The 14,414-nt window shown below is 70.7% G+C and carries 14 protein-coding genes; all 14 read right to left on the bottom strand.

What is annotated here, in order from left to right; translation table 11 throughout:
- Window positions 1-74: 74 nt before the first annotated feature.
- Complete coding sequence (locus D9V41_RS08380) at window positions 75-863, bottom strand: DivIVA domain-containing protein (protein ID WP_121794107.1); 789 nt, start codon at window positions 861-863, stop codon at window positions 75-77.
- A gap of 118 nt (window positions 864-981) precedes the next feature.
- Window positions 982-1,275: a YggT family protein gene (locus D9V41_RS08385; RefSeq protein ID WP_121794108.1), complete on the bottom strand. Its 294-nt coding sequence runs from the start codon at window positions 1,273-1,275 to the stop codon at window positions 982-984.
- Window positions 1,276-1,278: 3 nt separating this feature from the next.
- Window positions 1,279-1,767 (bottom strand): cell division protein SepF, encoded by a 489-nt coding sequence (locus D9V41_RS08390; RefSeq protein ID WP_243697205.1) that lies wholly within the window; start codon window positions 1,765-1,767, stop codon window positions 1,279-1,281.
- Window positions 1,768-1,821: 54 nt separating this feature from the next.
- Window positions 1,822-2,535 carry a YggS family pyridoxal phosphate-dependent enzyme gene (locus D9V41_RS08395; RefSeq protein ID WP_121794110.1) on the bottom strand — a complete coding sequence of 238 codons (714 nt, stop codon included), beginning with the start codon at window positions 2,533-2,535 and terminating at the stop codon, window positions 1,822-1,824.
- Window positions 2,532-3,200: a purine nucleoside phosphorylase YfiH/LACC1 family protein gene (locus D9V41_RS08400; protein WP_121794111.1), complete on the bottom strand. Its 669-nt coding sequence runs from the start codon at window positions 3,198-3,200 to the stop codon at window positions 2,532-2,534. Before D9V41_RS08400 ends, D9V41_RS08395 begins: the two co-directional genes overlap by 4 nt.
- 2 nt (window positions 3,201-3,202) lie before the next feature.
- Window positions 3,203-4,378 carry a cell division protein FtsZ gene (gene ftsZ, locus D9V41_RS08405; RefSeq protein ID WP_121794112.1) on the bottom strand — a complete coding sequence of 392 codons (1,176 nt, stop codon included), beginning with the start codon at window positions 4,376-4,378 and terminating at the stop codon, window positions 3,203-3,205.
- 160 nt (window positions 4,379-4,538) lie between these two features.
- On the bottom strand, window positions 4,539-5,249 hold the full coding sequence (locus D9V41_RS08410; RefSeq protein ID WP_121794113.1) for a cell division protein FtsQ/DivIB: 711 nt from the start codon (window positions 5,247-5,249) through the stop codon (window positions 4,539-4,541).
- Window positions 5,242-6,651 (bottom strand): UDP-N-acetylmuramate--L-alanine ligase, encoded by a 1,410-nt coding sequence (gene murC / locus D9V41_RS08415; RefSeq protein ID WP_121794114.1) that lies wholly within the window; start codon window positions 6,649-6,651, stop codon window positions 5,242-5,244. Before murC ends, D9V41_RS08410 begins: the two co-directional genes overlap by 8 nt.
- Window positions 6,648-7,724 (bottom strand): undecaprenyldiphospho-muramoylpentapeptide beta-N-acetylglucosaminyltransferase, encoded by a 1,077-nt coding sequence (gene murG, locus D9V41_RS08420; RefSeq protein ID WP_121794115.1) that lies wholly within the window; start codon window positions 7,722-7,724, stop codon window positions 6,648-6,650. The genes murC and murG overlap by 4 nt, the downstream gene beginning before the upstream one ends.
- Window positions 7,725-7,733: 9 nt before the next feature.
- A complete protein-coding gene (gene ftsW / locus D9V41_RS08425) occupies window positions 7,734-8,942 on the bottom strand; it encodes a putative lipid II flippase FtsW (protein WP_121794116.1) in 1,209 nt (402 codons plus the stop codon).
- A gap of 45 nt (window positions 8,943-8,987) precedes the next feature.
- Entirely contained in the window at window positions 8,988-10,445 is a 1,458-nt protein-coding gene (murD, locus tag D9V41_RS08430; RefSeq protein ID WP_121794117.1) for a UDP-N-acetylmuramoyl-L-alanine--D-glutamate ligase, read from the bottom strand.
- A complete protein-coding gene (gene mraY / locus D9V41_RS08435) occupies window positions 10,442-11,506 on the bottom strand; it encodes a phospho-N-acetylmuramoyl-pentapeptide-transferase (protein WP_121794118.1) in 1,065 nt (354 codons plus the stop codon). Before mraY ends, murD begins: the two co-directional genes overlap by 4 nt.
- Window positions 11,507-11,537: 31 nt before the next feature.
- On the bottom strand, window positions 11,538-12,908 hold the full coding sequence (locus D9V41_RS08440) for a UDP-N-acetylmuramoyl-tripeptide--D-alanyl-D-alanine ligase (RefSeq protein ID WP_243697206.1): 1,371 nt from the start codon (window positions 12,906-12,908) through the stop codon (window positions 11,538-11,540).
- On the bottom strand, window positions 12,905-14,386 hold the full coding sequence (locus D9V41_RS08445; protein WP_121794269.1) for a UDP-N-acetylmuramoyl-L-alanyl-D-glutamate--2,6-diaminopimelate ligase: 1,482 nt from the start codon (window positions 14,384-14,386) through the stop codon (window positions 12,905-12,907). The genes D9V41_RS08440 and D9V41_RS08445 overlap by 4 nt, the downstream gene beginning before the upstream one ends.
- Between the last annotated feature and the right edge of the window lie 28 nt (window positions 14,387-14,414).

Raw genomic sequence — 14,414 nt, forward strand, 5'->3', positions numbered from 1 at the left:
GCCGGGATCACCGGTTCGAACGAGAGCGGCCCCCCACCTGTGGTGGGGGGCCGCTCTCGTTCGAACCGAAAGTCTCAGCTCTTGTCGCCCTCGACCGGAGTCGATGCGATGTCGTCGGCGGCGAGGATGCGGTTGCCGCCGCGGCGCACCTGGGAGGTGGGCTCGATGTTCTCCTGCTCCGAGAGCTGCTTGAGCTGGTTCTCGAAGTAGGCCTTGAGCCGCGCCCGGTACTCGCGCTCGTAGGCCCGGAGGTGGTCGACCTCGGTCTGCAGCTCCTGGCGCTGACGCTCGATATCGGCGAGCGCCTGCTGACGACGCTGGTTGGTCTCCTCATCGAGCTTGTGCGCGCGCATGCGCGCCACGGCCTCGAGGCGCTCGGCCTTCTCCTTGGACTCGGTCTCGAGGCGCTCGGCCTCGGTGCGCGCGTCGGTGAGGAGCTTGTCGGCCTCCTCCTTGGCCGACTCCATGAGCTGGTCGGCGTTCGTGGAGGCGATCTCCAGCAGACGGGCCGCTGCGACCGACGCCTCGCTGACCGTCGTGACCTTGGGGGCCTCGGGAGCGGCCGCGGGCTCGGGGGCCTTGACCGGCTCCGGTTCGGGCTCCGGCTCCGGTTCGGGCTCGGGGGCCTTGACCGGCTCGGCGGGCTGACTCACCTGCAAGCGGGTCTGCTCGGCAGCCGGAGTGGCGGCGGGGCCGCCCGCGCTCTCGAGCTTGCTGCGCAGCTCGGCGTTCTCGGCGAGCAAGCGTTCGAGTTCGGCTTCGACCTCGTCGAGGAACTGATCGACCTCGCCCATGTCATAGCCTTCACGCAGCCTTACGGCTGTGAAACGCTTTTCGCGCACGTCCTCCGGCGTCAGCGGCATCGGTTCACCTCTAGGTTCGTGGTCACAAGTCGATCAGTCACAACATATCCACCGTACTCTGTCGCAGTGCAGGGCCGCTACGCGCCCGGCACATTGGCGGTACGACGTAGCGATCAGCCTAGTAGAACAGGTTCGGCAGCACCGCCTGCAGGATGATCAAAGCGATGAGCAGCACCATCGGTGACAGGTCGAGCATGACCTGGCCGAGGCGCACGGGCGGGATCACCTTGCGCAGGGCGCGCAACGGTGGGTCGGTCACGGTATAGATCGCCTCGCAGATCACCGCGACGAACCCGGTGGGGCGCCACTGCCGGGCCAGCACCTGCACCCAGTCGACGATGAAGCGAGCGATGACGAGCAAAATGGCGATCTGGAGGATGAACCAGATCGCTTCGCCTACGGCTGGTGCCATGAATCAACTCTGGTTGTAGAAGCCACCGGCAACGATGGCCTGCTTGTCCTCTTCGGAGACCATGATGCTCTCCGGGGACAAGAGAAAGACCTTGGCCGTGATGCGGTTGAGGGAGCCGCGCACTGCGAACACCAGTCCGGCGGCGAAATCGACGAGGCGTTTGGCGTCGTCGTCGCTGATGTCCGAGAGGTTCATGATGACCGGGACGCCGGAGCGGAAATGCTCGCCGATCGTGCGGGCGTCGTTGTACGTGTGCGGAGTGACCGTCTCGATCCGCGACAGATCGGCGCCCGTCATGGCCGCCGCACGGTGCTGATCCAGGTCGGCGACCGGGCGCACCGCGGGACGGAAGGTCTGCTGCGCGGCGGGAGCCGACGGCACAGCGCGCGGCGACGTCCGCACCGGAGCCGGTGCGGGCTCGGTGTAGTCGTCCTCATCGGAACCGAAGTCGGCCTGTTCGACGAGGCCGAGATACTCTCCGACTTTCCGCATTGCGCCTGCCATGGCTACTCCGTCAGTGTCGTTGCGAGATGGTCTAGTGCGAGGTTACTGCAGCGGGGGCCGTTCACCGAGGATCGAACGCCCGATGCGCAGGTGTGTCGCGCCGTGGCGCACCGCCGCGGCGAAGTCCCCGCTCATCCCCGCTGAGATGATGTCGGCCGTCTCGTGGCGGGTCCGTATGCGCTCCGCGATCTCGGCCAAGTGGGCGAAATGAGGTTCGGGGTCCTGCCCGAGCGGCGCCACGGTCATGACGCCGCGCAGCCGCAGACTGTCCGATGCCGCGATGAGGTCGGCCAGGTCGTCGACGCCCTCGGGCAGCACACCGGCCCGGCCGGCGTCGTCGCCGCCGAAATCGATTTGCACGAGGCAGTCCAGGACCCGCCCCGCAGCCTCGGCACCGCGAGCCAGCGAGCGGGCCAGCTTCGGCCGGTCGACACTGTGGACGACGTCGGCGTAGCGCGCCACCGCCCCGGCCTTGTTGGTCTGCAGCCCGCCGACGAAGTGCATTCGCGGAGGTGCCGCACCGGCCGGAAGCAGCTGCTCGAACTCCTCGAGCTTGTCGCGGGCCTCGGGGTGCCGGTTCTCCCCCACGTCAGTGACACCGAGATCGGCGAGCAGCGCGACGTCCGAAGCGGGGTAGGTCTTGGTGATGGCCACGAGCGTGATCTCGTCGCGCTCGCGCCCGGCCGCGGCGCAGGCCTGGGCGATCTGCTGCTCGACGGCCTCGAGCCGGGCCGCGAGCTCTGCTCGGCGCGTCATGCCGCGTCTCCTGCCTCACGGAGCGCGAGGACCGCGCCGAAGCGACCGGCGGCCGCGCCCTGACGACGATAGGAGTGGAAGCGTTCGTCCTCGATGGTGCAGCCGCCGACGGCGGTGTGGGCGACATCGAGCGCCCGCAGTTGCGCAGCGACCCCGGCACCCAGGTCGAGCGAGTGCGTTCCCCAGGAGGTCGTGGCGGCGGTACCGGGCACGAGCGCGTCGACCTCGTGCGCCATCGCCTCGGGAACCTCGTAGCAGGAACCGCAGGCGTGCGGCCCGATCCACGCGCGCACCTGCTGCGCGCCGCGATCGCGCAGTGCCCCGACCGCGGCGGCGATGACGCCTTCGGCCATGCCGACCCGGCCGGCGTGCACGACCGCACCGAGCGGCGCCGTCGCGTCGGCTAGCACCACCGGGACGCAGTCGGCGACGCGAACCACGGCGGCGACGCCCGGCCGGTCGAGCAGCAGGGCGTCGGCCGTCGGGACGGCGTCAGGATCGGCGAGGGCGACGGCTGCGCCGTGCACCTGGCGCATGATCGCGACCCGTTCGACACCGAAGGCAGCCGGGATCTCGCGCAGCCCTCGGTCGGGCGGCGCGAGATCGCTCGAGCCGTCGGTGAACGCCAACTCGGCCCGCCCGTACTGTTCGCGGAACCAGAACACCGTCAGCGCAAGAAGTCCGGGACGTCGAGCCCGTCGTTGAAGTCGCTCTGCGAGGCCGGAACCGGGCGGGGCTCGGGCGAAGCGGCCGGCGGCGGGGTCGGCGCGCTCGGTTCGGGTCGCGACGGCTGCTCCGGAGCCTGCTGCTCGGCAGCAGGCGCGGCGCCGGGGGCGGCGTTCTGCTGCGGCGTTTCGCCCTTGAGCAGCGCCGGCTGCGAGGCGTCGCGCGCCTTGGGTTCGCCACCGTCGAAGCCCGCGGCGATGACGGTGACCCGCACCTCGTCGCCGAGCGAGTCGTCGATGACCGCGCCGAAGATGATGTTCGCGTCCGGGTGGACGGCGTCGCTCACCAGGCCGGCCGCCTCGTTGATCTCGAAGAGCCCCAGGTCGGAGCCGCCGGCGATCGAGAGCAGGACGCCGCGGGCACCTTCGATGGACGCCTCGAGCAACGGGCTGGAGACCGCCATCTCGGCGGCGACGGCCGCCCGGTGCTCACCGCGCGCCGAACCGATGCCCATGAGGGCGGACCCCGCGTCGCTCATGACCGACTTGACGTCGGCGAAGTCGAGGTTGATCAGGCCCGGCGTCGTGATGAGGTCGGTGATGCCCGACACGCCCTGGTAGAGCACCTGATCGGCCTGCCGGAACGAGTCGAGGAGGCTCACGTTGGGGTCGCTGATCGAGAGCAGTCGATCGTTGGGGATGACGATGAGCGTGTCGACCTCTTCGCGCAGGCGCTGGATCCCGTGGTCGGCCTGGTTGGAGCGGTTGCGTCCTTCGAACTTGAACGGGCGCGTGACGACGCCGATGGTGAGTGCGCCGAGCGAACGGGCGATCCGGGCGACGACCGGCGCGCCTCCGGTGCCGGTGCCACCGCCCTCCCCCGCGGTGACGAAGACCATGTCGGCGCCCTTGAGCGCCGCCTCGATCTCGTCGGCGTGGTCCTCGGCCGCCTTCTGCCCGATCTCGGGATTGGCTCCCGCGCCCAGTCCGCGCGTGGAGTCGCGACCGACGTCGAGCTTGACGTCGGCGTCGCTCATCAGCAGCGCCTGGGCATCGGTGTTGATGGCGATGAACTCGACACCCTTGAGGCCGACCTCGATCATGCGGTTGACCGCGTTGACGCCGCCACCACCGATGCCGACAACCTTGATCACCGCGAGGTAGTTCTGAACCGCCATGCTGCTTGCCCTTCGCTCGTGAATGCTCTCGTGGGGCCGAGACCCGAAACCTTAACCCTGAGGTAGAGGCTTATAGTTATGTCAACCTCGTGACATGACATGACTTTAGGCGGGCTACCCGGGCGAACCCGGCCAACACGCCGCGCGTCGCGGCGGCAATTCAGTCGCGCGTCGTCGGGCGGGTGGGCACGCTCACGTCGTAGACGCCCGCGGGCACGTCGAGCAGCACCTTCAGGACGCGGATCTTCGCCCCCGGATCGGTCGCGCTCCCCCAGACGACCGTCCGGCCGTCCAGGAGCGCGAGTTCGACCGAGTCCTGGGTCTCGGCGCCGATCGCGGCCACCTGAGCGGCCAGCGCGGGGTCGGTGTCGCGCAGGTCGTGGGCGACACGAGCCGCCGCGGCGACCGTGTCGGCGTCCTCCGCGTCCACCCGCAGCTCCGGGAGCCCGGCCTCCGGCGAGTCGACCGGCAGGAAGATCACGCCCTCGGCGTCGACCTCCCAGGGGCGGTTGTCGCGACTGATCCAGGCGGCCGGTGAGCGCTCGGTGACGGTGATGACTACCGTCTCGGGCCAGGACCGGGAGACGTCCGCACGCCGGACCGGCACCAGCTCGCGGACGCGCTGCTGGACGGCCTCCGTGTCGAGCCGCGCCAGCGGGGCGCCCAGCGGGACGTCTGCGGCTTGCAGCACCTGTTCCTCGGTGAGGTGCTCCAGTCCGGTGACGCGGACCTTCTGCGCCACCAGGAGCCCGGAGAACCAGACGGCCCAGACGCCGGTGCCGATCAGCGCTAGCACGAGCACGGCGAGCAGCACCCGAATCCATCGACGCCGGCGGCGCTGCTTGAGCTTGGCCGCGAAGGCGTCACTCACCGCCGGTCTCCAGCAGCGACAGCAGCGCCGGGCCCACGTCCGTGACGTCGCCGGCCCCCAGGGTCACGACGACGTCGCCAGGACGCACGGACGCGGCCAGCGCGGCCGGGGCCGCAGCCACCGCACCGATGGCGCGGGCGGGCGGCCCGTCCACCGCGTCGACGACGAGTCGAGCCGTGACCTGAGGGTCGGGGTCTTCACGGGCGACGTAGATGTCCAGGACCGCCACGTCGTCGGCGACCGAGAGGGCGCGCCCCATCTGGCTGCCGAAGATCCGCGTACGGCTCACCAGATGCGGTTGGAACACCGCGACGAGGCGGGACTCCCCTGCCAGTGCGCGCGCCGCGGCGAGATCGGCTGCCAGCTCCGTGGGATGGTGCGCGTACGAGTCATACACCCGCACTCCGCCGGCCTCGCCCTTGTACTCCATCCGGCGCGCCGCGCCCCGGTACGTACCGAGTCCGGCGACGAGCGGAGCGACCGGGTAGCCCAGGGCCCGACCCGCTGCGAGGGCGAGCAGGGCATCGAGCGCGTAATGCCGTCCGGGGACCAGGAGGTCGAGCTGGTACGTCTCGCCGTCCATCACGACCTGCAGCTGCGTCGTGGGGCCCTCGACGCGCAGATCGGTGCCCGCGATGTCCGCGGCACCGGGGTCGAACCCGACGGTGACGACCTGCAGGCCGGCCGCGCGTGCCCGCTCGGCCATCCGCTTCGCACCCGGGTCCTCGGCATTGAGGACGAGGAAGCGGCCCACCGTGGCGACGAAGTCGTCGAAGGCCTGCTCGTACGCTTCGACACTGCCCCACATGTCGAGATGATCGGCGTCGACGTTGGTGACGATCGCTCCGGCCGGCGCGTAGTGCAAGAACGCGCCGTCGCTCTCGTCCGCCTCGACGAGGAAGACCGGATCGGCACCGGCACGGGCATTGGTGCCGAGTGCCGGCACCTCCGCGCCGATGGCGAACGACGGGTCCGCCCCGGCGCCGACCAGCGCGCACGTCAGCATCCCGGTGGTGGTGGTCTTGCCGTGGGTGCCGGCGACGGCGACCGTGGTGATGGGCGGTGTCATCAGCGAGGCGAGTCCGGCCGAGCGGGGCCACAGCCGCAGCCCGCGCCGGCGAGCCGCGATGATCTCGGGGTTGTCCTCGCGCACGGCCGTGCTCGCGACCACGGTGTCCACGCCGTCGAGGTGGGCGGCGTCCTGGCCCACGAAGCAGGTGATGCCCTCGGCGCGCAGGGCCTCGATCACCGCGGACTCCCGGGCGTCGGAGCCCTGCACGCGGACGCCGCGCTGCGCCATGATGCGGGCGATGGCCGACAGCCCGGCTCCGCCGACGCCGACGAAGTGCACGGTGCCGAGTTGCTCGGCCGGGGGCACCTCGTCGGGGAACGCGATCCTCACCGCTCCGCCCCCGCCGCGTGGATCATGGCGGCCAGCCGCTCGGCCGCGTCCGCCCGCACGATGTCCGAAGCCGCGCGCGACATCTCGGCCAGCCGGACCGCATCGGTGACCAACGGCACGACCGCGTTCTCGACCCACGCGGCGGTGAACGCCGCGTCGTCGATGAGCAGGCCGCCCCCGGCCTCGACGACCGGGTGCGCATTGAGGGCCTGCTCGCCGTTGCCGATCGGGAGCGGCACGAACGCGGCCGGGAGCCCGACGGCGGCCACCTCGGTGACCGTGTTGGCCCCCGAACGGCAGACGATGAGATCCGCCGCCGCATAGGCCAGGTCCATGCGCTCGATGAAGTTCAGCACGCGGTACGGGGCCTGACCTGCGGCGGATGCGACGGGCACCTCCTCGGGCCGTCCCGCGGCATGAAGGACCTGCACCCCGGCCGCGGCCAGCGCCGGCGCCGCTGCCGCCATCGCCTGATTGATCCGGCGAGCTCCTTGAGAGCCGCCGGTCACGAGGATCGTCGGCAGCTCCGGCTCGAGGTCGAAGAACGCGCGCGCCTCGGCACGACGCGCCTCGCGGTCCAGCGTGGCGATCTCGCGGCGGATCGGGAGCCCGACGTACTCGCCGTGCGGCAGTTCGGTGTCGGGGAAGCTCGTGGCGACATGCGTGGTGAACCGCGCCCCCAGCTTGTTGGCGATTCCCGCCAGGGCATTGCCCTCGTGCACGACGATCGGAATCCGGCGCCGGCGCGCGGCGAGATAGGCCGGCACCGAGACGTAGCCACCGAATCCGACGACGACCTGGGGCTGCACACGGTCGAGCACGCCGAGCGTGGCCTTGACCGTGGCCCGCAGCCGGATCGGCAGCTTCACCAGGTCGGCGTTGGGGCGGCGCGGCAACGGCACGGGCGGTACGAGCTCGAGGTCGTACCCGGCGCGCGGGATGAGGTCGACCTCGAGGCCGCGAGGCGTGCCGAGGCACACGATGGTGTCGCCGGCCTCGCGGAGGACCGCGGCGGTGGCGAGCAAGGGTGAGGTGTGGCCGGCGGTGCCTCCGCCGGCGAGGAGAACGCGCATCGTCATCGTCTACTTCTTGCTGCTGCGACGTCGCTGACGTCGGCTCGCGGCCAATGCCTGAGCCGCACCGGGCTCCGTCGTGGCGCACTTGGCCAAGAACGCCATGCCCAGGAGTGTCGCGAGCAGGCTGGAACCTCCGTACGAGATGAGCGGCAACGGGATGCCGATGACCGGCAGCAGACCGAGCACCATGCCGACGTTGATGATCGCCTGCGCCAGCAGCCAGATCGTGATCCCGGCAGCGGCGTACCGCGCGAAGCGGTCACGGCTGCGCATCGCGATCCGGAAGCCGACGAAGCCCAGCATGCCGAACAGACTCAACAGGACCAGCGTGCCGGCCAGACCGAGCTCCTCGCCGATCACGGCGAGGATGAAGTCGTTGTGCGCCTCGGGCAGAGCGCCCCACTTCTGCCGGCTGCCGCCGAGCCCGACTCCCCAGAACCCACCGCGGGCGAACGCCATCATGGCCTTGATCGACTGGTGCCCGGCACCCTCGGGATCCGCCGTGGGATCGAGGAAGCTGAGCAGCCGGGTGATGCGGTGCGGCGCCGTGGCGACGAAGAAGATCAGCACGACTCCGAGGGCGAGCACCATGAACCACATGTGCCGGCCGGGCAGGCCCGCCACCCACAGCATGCCGACGATGACGGCGAACAGCACGAGCGCGGTGCCGAGATCCTTCTGGGCCACGACGAGGGCCGCGACGGCACCGGCGATCGGGACCATCGGGGTGAGGATGTACCGCGGTGTCCCGAGGTACTTGTACCGGCGGGCGTAGAGGTCGGCGATCCACAGCACGAGCGCCAGTTTGGCGAGCTCCGACGGCTGGACGCTGATCCCGGCGAACAGCGGCAGCCAGTTGCGGTTGCCGTTGATCTCGACGCCGAGCGGGGTGAAGGTCAGACCGATGAGCACCACGGTGCCGAGCAGCGCGGGCCGGACGAGGGCGCGGAGCACGTTCCACGGCAGCCGCAGCACCGCGACGAAGCCGATCACCCCGAGTACCGCAAAGACCGCCTGGCGGCTGACCACGTAGAAGGAGTTGTCGAAGAGGCGCAGCGCGTACACCGAGCTGGCGCTGAGCACCATGATGAGCCCGAGGCCGAGCAGGATCGCGGTGAGCCCGAGGACGATCTGATACGACGCCAGTGGGCGCGAGAGCACCTGGCGGACGGCGTCGAGCGCCGACGTGGACCGACGGGGTGCCGAAATGCTCATGGGCAGATCCTTCGGCGAGCGGGGGTGGGGAAGGAAGGGTCGGGACTACGCGCGCTCGGCGAGCCGTCGTACGGCGTCCGTGAACGCCTCACCGCGATGCGCGTAGTCGGTGAACTGGTCCATGGAGGCGCAGCCCGGGGCCAACAGCACCGTGTCGCCGGCGTCCGCCAGCGACGAGGCGACCTCGACCACGCGATCCATGAGGTCATCCTGTCCCGTCTCGACCTCCAGCACGGGGACTTCGGGCGCGTGTCGCGTGAGCGCGTCGGCGATCACGGCCCGGTCGCGGCCGATGAGGACCACGGCACGCAGCCGGTCGCGCGCCTGGGTCACGAGGTCGTCGAAGGTCGCTCCCTTGGCCAGTCCGCCCGCGATCCACACCGCACGCGGTACCGCCTGGAGCGAGGCCAGCGCGGCGTGCGGGTTGGTGGCCTTGGAGTCGTCGACATACCGCACGTCGCCGATCGACGCCACCTCCGCGACCCGGTGCGGACCGGGTCGGAAGGTCCGCAGTCCGTCGCGGACCGCCTTCGGCTCCACCCCGTGGGCCCGGGCCAGCGCCGCGGCAGCGAGCGCGTTGGCGACGACGTGCGAGGCGTCGGAGTACAGGTCGGACACCGAGCCCAGTTCCGCGGCCTGCTCCGCGCGGTTCTCCACGAAGGCCCGGTCGGCGAGCAGCCCGTCGACGATGCCGAGTTCGCTCAAACCGGGGATGCCGAGGGTGAACCCGATCGCCCGCGCCCCTTCGACGACGTCGGCCTCCTCGACGAGGCGGCGCGTCTGGGGATCGGCGACGTTGTAGACGCAGGCGCGCTGCACGTGCTCGTAGGCGCGGCCCTTGGCGGCCGTGTACGGCTCCGCTCCCCCGTGCCAGTCGTAATGGTCCGGTGCGATGTTGAGGACGGCTGCCGATTCGGGCGACATCGAGCTGGTCCAGTGCAGCTGGAAGCTCGACAGTTCCACGGCGAGGACGTCGTACCCGGCGGGGTCCATGACGGCCTCGAGCACCGGTGTGCCCACGTTGCCCACGGCGCGGGCCCGTCGGCCGGCCGCGAGGAGGATGGACTCCAGCATCTGGACCGTGGTCGTCTTGCCGTTGGTGCCGGTGACCACGAGCCACGGAGCCGCGTCCGGTCCGCGTAACCGCCAGGCGAGCTCGACGTCGCCCCACACCGGGATCCGGCGGTCGGCGGCCTGCATGAGCAGCGGCGTGCTCGGTCGCCATCCGGGCGAGGTGACGACGAGGTCGACGTCGTCGGGAAGGGTGGCGGTCGCCCCCTCCCCCAGGCGCACGTCGGCGCCGAGGATCTGCAGCAGGGTGGCCTTCTCGCGACGCTCCCGATCGCCTTCGGACTCGTCGACGGCGATGACCTCGGCGCCCAGATGGGTCAGGGTGTCGGCCGCCGAGAATCCGCTCACGCCGAAGCCGGCGACCACCGCGCGCACGCCCTCCCACGACGATTCGCGACCGAGCGAGGACACGTCCTTGCGCTCACCGCTCATGCGAGACGGACCCACTCCCAGTAGAAGATGCCCATCGCCGCTGCGACGCACAACCCGCTGATGATCCAGAACCGGACGACGATCGTGATCTCGGCCCAGCCCTTGAGCTCGAAGTGATGTTGCAGGGGCGCCATGCGGAAGATGCGTTTGCCGCCCGACAGCTTGAAGTACCCGACCTGCACGATGACCGACAAGGTGATGATGACGAACAATCCGCCGAGCACGACGAGCAGCAGCTCGGTGCGGGTCATGAGCGCGAAGCCGGCCATCGCCCCGCCGAGCGAGAGTGAGCCCGTGTCGCCCATGAAGATCTTGGCCGGGAAGGTGTTCCACCACAGGAAGCCGAAACACGCCCCCGTCAGCGCCGAGGCCACCACCGCGAGGTCGAGGGGGTCGCGCACCTCGTAGCAGCCGGGCGCGTTCTCATAGGCGCAGTTCTGGTTGAACTGCCAGATGTTGATGACCACGTACGCGGCGAAGACCATCGCCGAGGCACCCGTGGCCAGACCGTCCAGGCCGTCGGTGAGGTTGACGCCGTTCGACGTACCGGCGATGAGCACGAGCACCCACAGGACGAGCACGACGGTCGGAAGCGTCCAACCGGGAATGTCGCGGGTGAACGACACCGCGTGATTGATCGGCGTCTGTCCGGTCTCGTCCTCCCACCGGATGGCGAGGATCGCGAAGATCAGGCCGACGGCGATCTGACCGATCATCTTGGCCTTGCTGCGCAGACCGAGGGAGCGTTGCTTGGAGATCTTGATGTAGTCGTCGAGGAAGCCGATGGCGCCCAGCCCGGCGAAGAGGAAGAGCAGGAGGAGCGCCGACGCGCTGGGCGTGAACCCGGTGGCGAGCTTGGCGACGAGATAGGCCAGCAGCACGGAGATGATGATGACGAGACCGCCCATCGTCGGGGTCCCGCGCTTGGTGTGGTGCGAGGTGGGTCCGTCGTCGCGGATCAGCTGGCCATAGCCCTTGGCCACGAGCACCTGGATGGCGAATCTCGTCCCGATGAGGGTGCCGAGCATACCGATGGCACCGGCGATCAGGACGGCAAGCACGGCAAGGGCTTCCTTTCGGTGGGTGACGACATCAGTCTGCGAGCAGAGCCTGGGCGACACGTTCGAGTCGTTCGCCCCTCGATGCTTTCACAAGCACCACCTGGTCCGCCCGCAGACTAGGGACGAGTCTACGGATGGCGGCGTCGGCTGTCGGGACGACCTCGGCGATCGATCCTGCGCCTCGGGCGATCGCGGCCGCCTCGTCGCCCACCACCAGCACGCGTCCCACGCCCAGCGAGGCCGCGAGCCGCCCGATCGCCTCATGGTGCTCATCGCTCCGGTCCCCCAGCTCGAGCATCGCACCAAGCACGGCGATGCCGCGATCGCCGGGAGCGACGGTCGCGAGGGTCCGCAGCGCGGCGGCAGTGGACTCCGGATTGGCGTTGTAGGCGTCGTTGAGCACCGTCAACCCGTCGGCGCGCACGTGGCGCTCCATCCGCATGGGCGAGCCGGCGGACGCCCCGGCGAGCGCCCGGGCGGCGAGCGCCGTGGCGACTCCTGACGCCCGGGCAGCGGCCAGCGCCGCCGCGGCGTTGACCACCTGGTGCTCGCCCAGCTGCGGCACGGTCAGGTCGATCTCCTGGTCGTCGACCAGCACGCGCAGGTGCGGGTGGCCGTCGGCGTCGAGCTCCGGGGCGTCGAGGAAGCGGACGTCGTTGCCGGCGGCACCGAAGGTGACCACCTCCGCGTCGCTGCGTACCGCCATCGCCGCGACGAGCGGGTCGTCGGCGTTGAGCACCGCGGTGCCCGAAGGCGGCAGAGCTTCGATGAGTTCGCCCTTGGCTTGCGCGGTCGCTGCGGGCGAGCCGAACTCCGAGGCATGGGCCGAGCCCACGTTGAGCACCACACCGACGTCCGGCGGTGCGATGCGGCACAGGTGCGCGATGTGTCCCACGCCGCGGGCCCCCATCTCCACCACGAGGTACCGGGTGTCCTCGGCGGCGCGGAGCACGGTCAGGGGAACGCCGAGCTCATTGTTGAAGGACCCCTGTGGCGCGACCGTCGCACCGGCGGCGCTGAACACCGCGTTGAGCATGTCCTTGACGCTGGTCTTGCCGGCTGAACCGGTGACGCCGACGACGGTCAACGTCCCGTTCTCGCGGAGACGGCTGAGGACGTGGCGGGCGAGATCGGCCAGGGCGACAGTGACGTCCTCGACGAGAATCGCGGGCACGCCGACCTCGCGCGCTGCCACGACGGCGACCGCGCCGTCCTGGATCGACGAGGCCGCGTAGTCGTGCCCGTCGACGCGCTCCCCCGGCAAGGCGGCGAACAGCGCGCCGGCCCGGACCTGGCGCGAGTCGATGACCACGGGCCCGGTGACCACGGCATCGGCGGAGACTCCCGCGAGCCGCCCGCCTGTCACGCGGGCGACCTCGCCCAGAGTGAGCCCGGCGATCACGCGCGCGCCTCCAGACACGCACGCAGGACGTCGCGGTCGTCGAACGGGTGCACGACCCCGGCGATCTCCTGCCCGCGCTCGTGCCCCTTACCGGCCACCACCACGGTGTCACCCGGCCCGGCCATCGTGACGGCCTCGGCGATGGCCGCCTGACGCCCGCCGATCTCCATGACCGTCGCGCTCTCCTTGCGTGTACCGCGCAGGACGGCGGCACGGATCGCGGCCGGTTCCTCGGTGCGCGGATTGTCGTCGGTGACGATGACGACGTCGGCGTGCCGCGCGGCGGCCGCGCCCATGAGTGGTCGCTTGCCGTGGTCGCGGTCGCCACCTGCTCCGATGACGACGATGATCCGCCCCGGCGTCACCGGACGCAGCGCATCGAGCACCGCGACGACGGCGTCGGGTTTGTGCGCGTAGTCGACCACGGCGGTGAAATCCTGGCCGGCGTCGACCCGCTCCATCCGTCCCGGGACGCCGGGGCTCTCCGCGATGCCGCGCGCGATCTCGTGCGGGTCGTGACCCTGCACGGTCAACGCCGCGAGGACGGCCGCGGCGTTGGCGACGTTGAAGGCACCCGGCAGCGGGACGAAGAGCTCGACCTCGACGGCCTCGGGGCCCAGCAGTCGGGCTTCGGTGCCGTGCGGAAGCGCGACGATGTCGACGGCGCGCCAGTCGGCCGGTTCACCCCGCGTCGAGACCGTCGTGATCGGCACGGTCGCTCCCGTCGCGAGCCGGCGTCCGTACTCGTCGTCGACCACGACGACACCGGAGTGCGCGTGGGCCGAGGTCAACAGGCTCGCCTTGGCGGCGAAGTACTCCTCCATGTCGGCGTGGAAGTCGAGGTGGTCGCGGCCGAGGTTGAGGAACACCCCGACGTCGAAGACGAAGCCGTCCACCCGCCCCTGGGCGAGTGCGTGGCTCGACACCTCCATCGCGCACACCTCGATCTCCTCCTCACGCATCACGGCGAAGAGCGCCTGCAAGGCGGGAGCCTCGGGTGTCGTCAGCGCGGAGCGGGCCGGCACCCCGCCGACGCGCGTACCGATCGTGCCGATGACGGCGCTGCGCTCTGCGCCCAGCGCGGCCTCGGCGAGGTAGGTGCTGGTGGTCTTGCCCTGCGTGCCGGTGATGCCGATCGTCGTGAAGGCCTTGCTCGGGTGGTCGTACAGCTCGGCCGCGAGCTCGGGAAGCGCGGCGCGCGGATCCTCGAGCACGATGTACGGGGTGTCGTCGGGCACGCACTGCAGGCCGGCGGCGTCGGTGAGTACGGCGACGGCCCCTTCGCTCACGGCCTGCGGGGCGTAGCGCCCGCCGTGCGTCGTCGAGCCGGGAAGGGCCGCGTAGAGGTCTCCGGCGACCACATCGGAGGTGTTGAGGCTAAGCCCGGTCACCTCCGCCTCGCCGAAGGCCCGGGCGCCCAACTGTCGGGCGATGGACCGCAGCGAACGGTGCGGCAGCGCCCGCGGTCGTACTCTCATCGACGCTTCCTCCACGTCCACCAACCTA

It is taken from the genome of Aeromicrobium phragmitis (assembly GCF_003674095.1).
Lineage (GTDB): Bacteria > Actinomycetota > Actinomycetes > Propionibacteriales > Nocardioidaceae > Aeromicrobium > Aeromicrobium phragmitis.

Excerpts from the sequence above, each read along its gene's own strand:
- D9V41_RS08380 (WP_121794107.1), bottom strand. The coding sequence starts at position 863 with ATGCCGCTGACGCCGGAGGACGTGCGCGAAAAGCGTTTCACAGCCGTA.
- D9V41_RS08385 (WP_121794108.1), bottom strand. The coding sequence starts at position 1,275 with ATGGCACCAGCCGTAGGCGAAGCGATCTGGTTCATCCTCCAGATCGCC.
- D9V41_RS08390 (WP_243697205.1), bottom strand. The coding sequence starts at position 1,767 with ATGCGGAAAGTCGGAGAGTATCTCGGCCTCGTCGAACAGGCCGACTTC.
- D9V41_RS08395 (WP_121794110.1), bottom strand. The coding sequence starts at position 2,535 with ATGACGCGCCGAGCAGAGCTCGCGGCCCGGCTCGAGGCCGTCGAGCAG.
- ftsZ (WP_121794112.1), bottom strand. The coding sequence starts at position 4,378 with ATGGCGGTTCAGAACTACCTCGCGGTGATCAAGGTTGTCGGCATCGGT.
- murG (WP_121794115.1), bottom strand. The coding sequence starts at position 7,724 with ATGCGCGTTCTCCTCGCCGGCGGAGGCACCGCCGGCCACACCTCACCC.
- ftsW (WP_121794116.1), bottom strand. The coding sequence starts at position 8,942 with ATGAGCATTTCGGCACCCCGTCGGTCCACGTCGGCGCTCGACGCCGTC.
- murD (WP_121794117.1), bottom strand. The coding sequence starts at position 10,445 with ATGAGCGGTGAGCGCAAGGACGTGTCCTCGCTCGGTCGCGAATCGTCG.
- D9V41_RS08445 (WP_121794269.1), bottom strand. The coding sequence starts at position 14,386 with ATGAGAGTACGACCGCGGGCGCTGCCGCACCGTTCGCTGCGGTCCATC.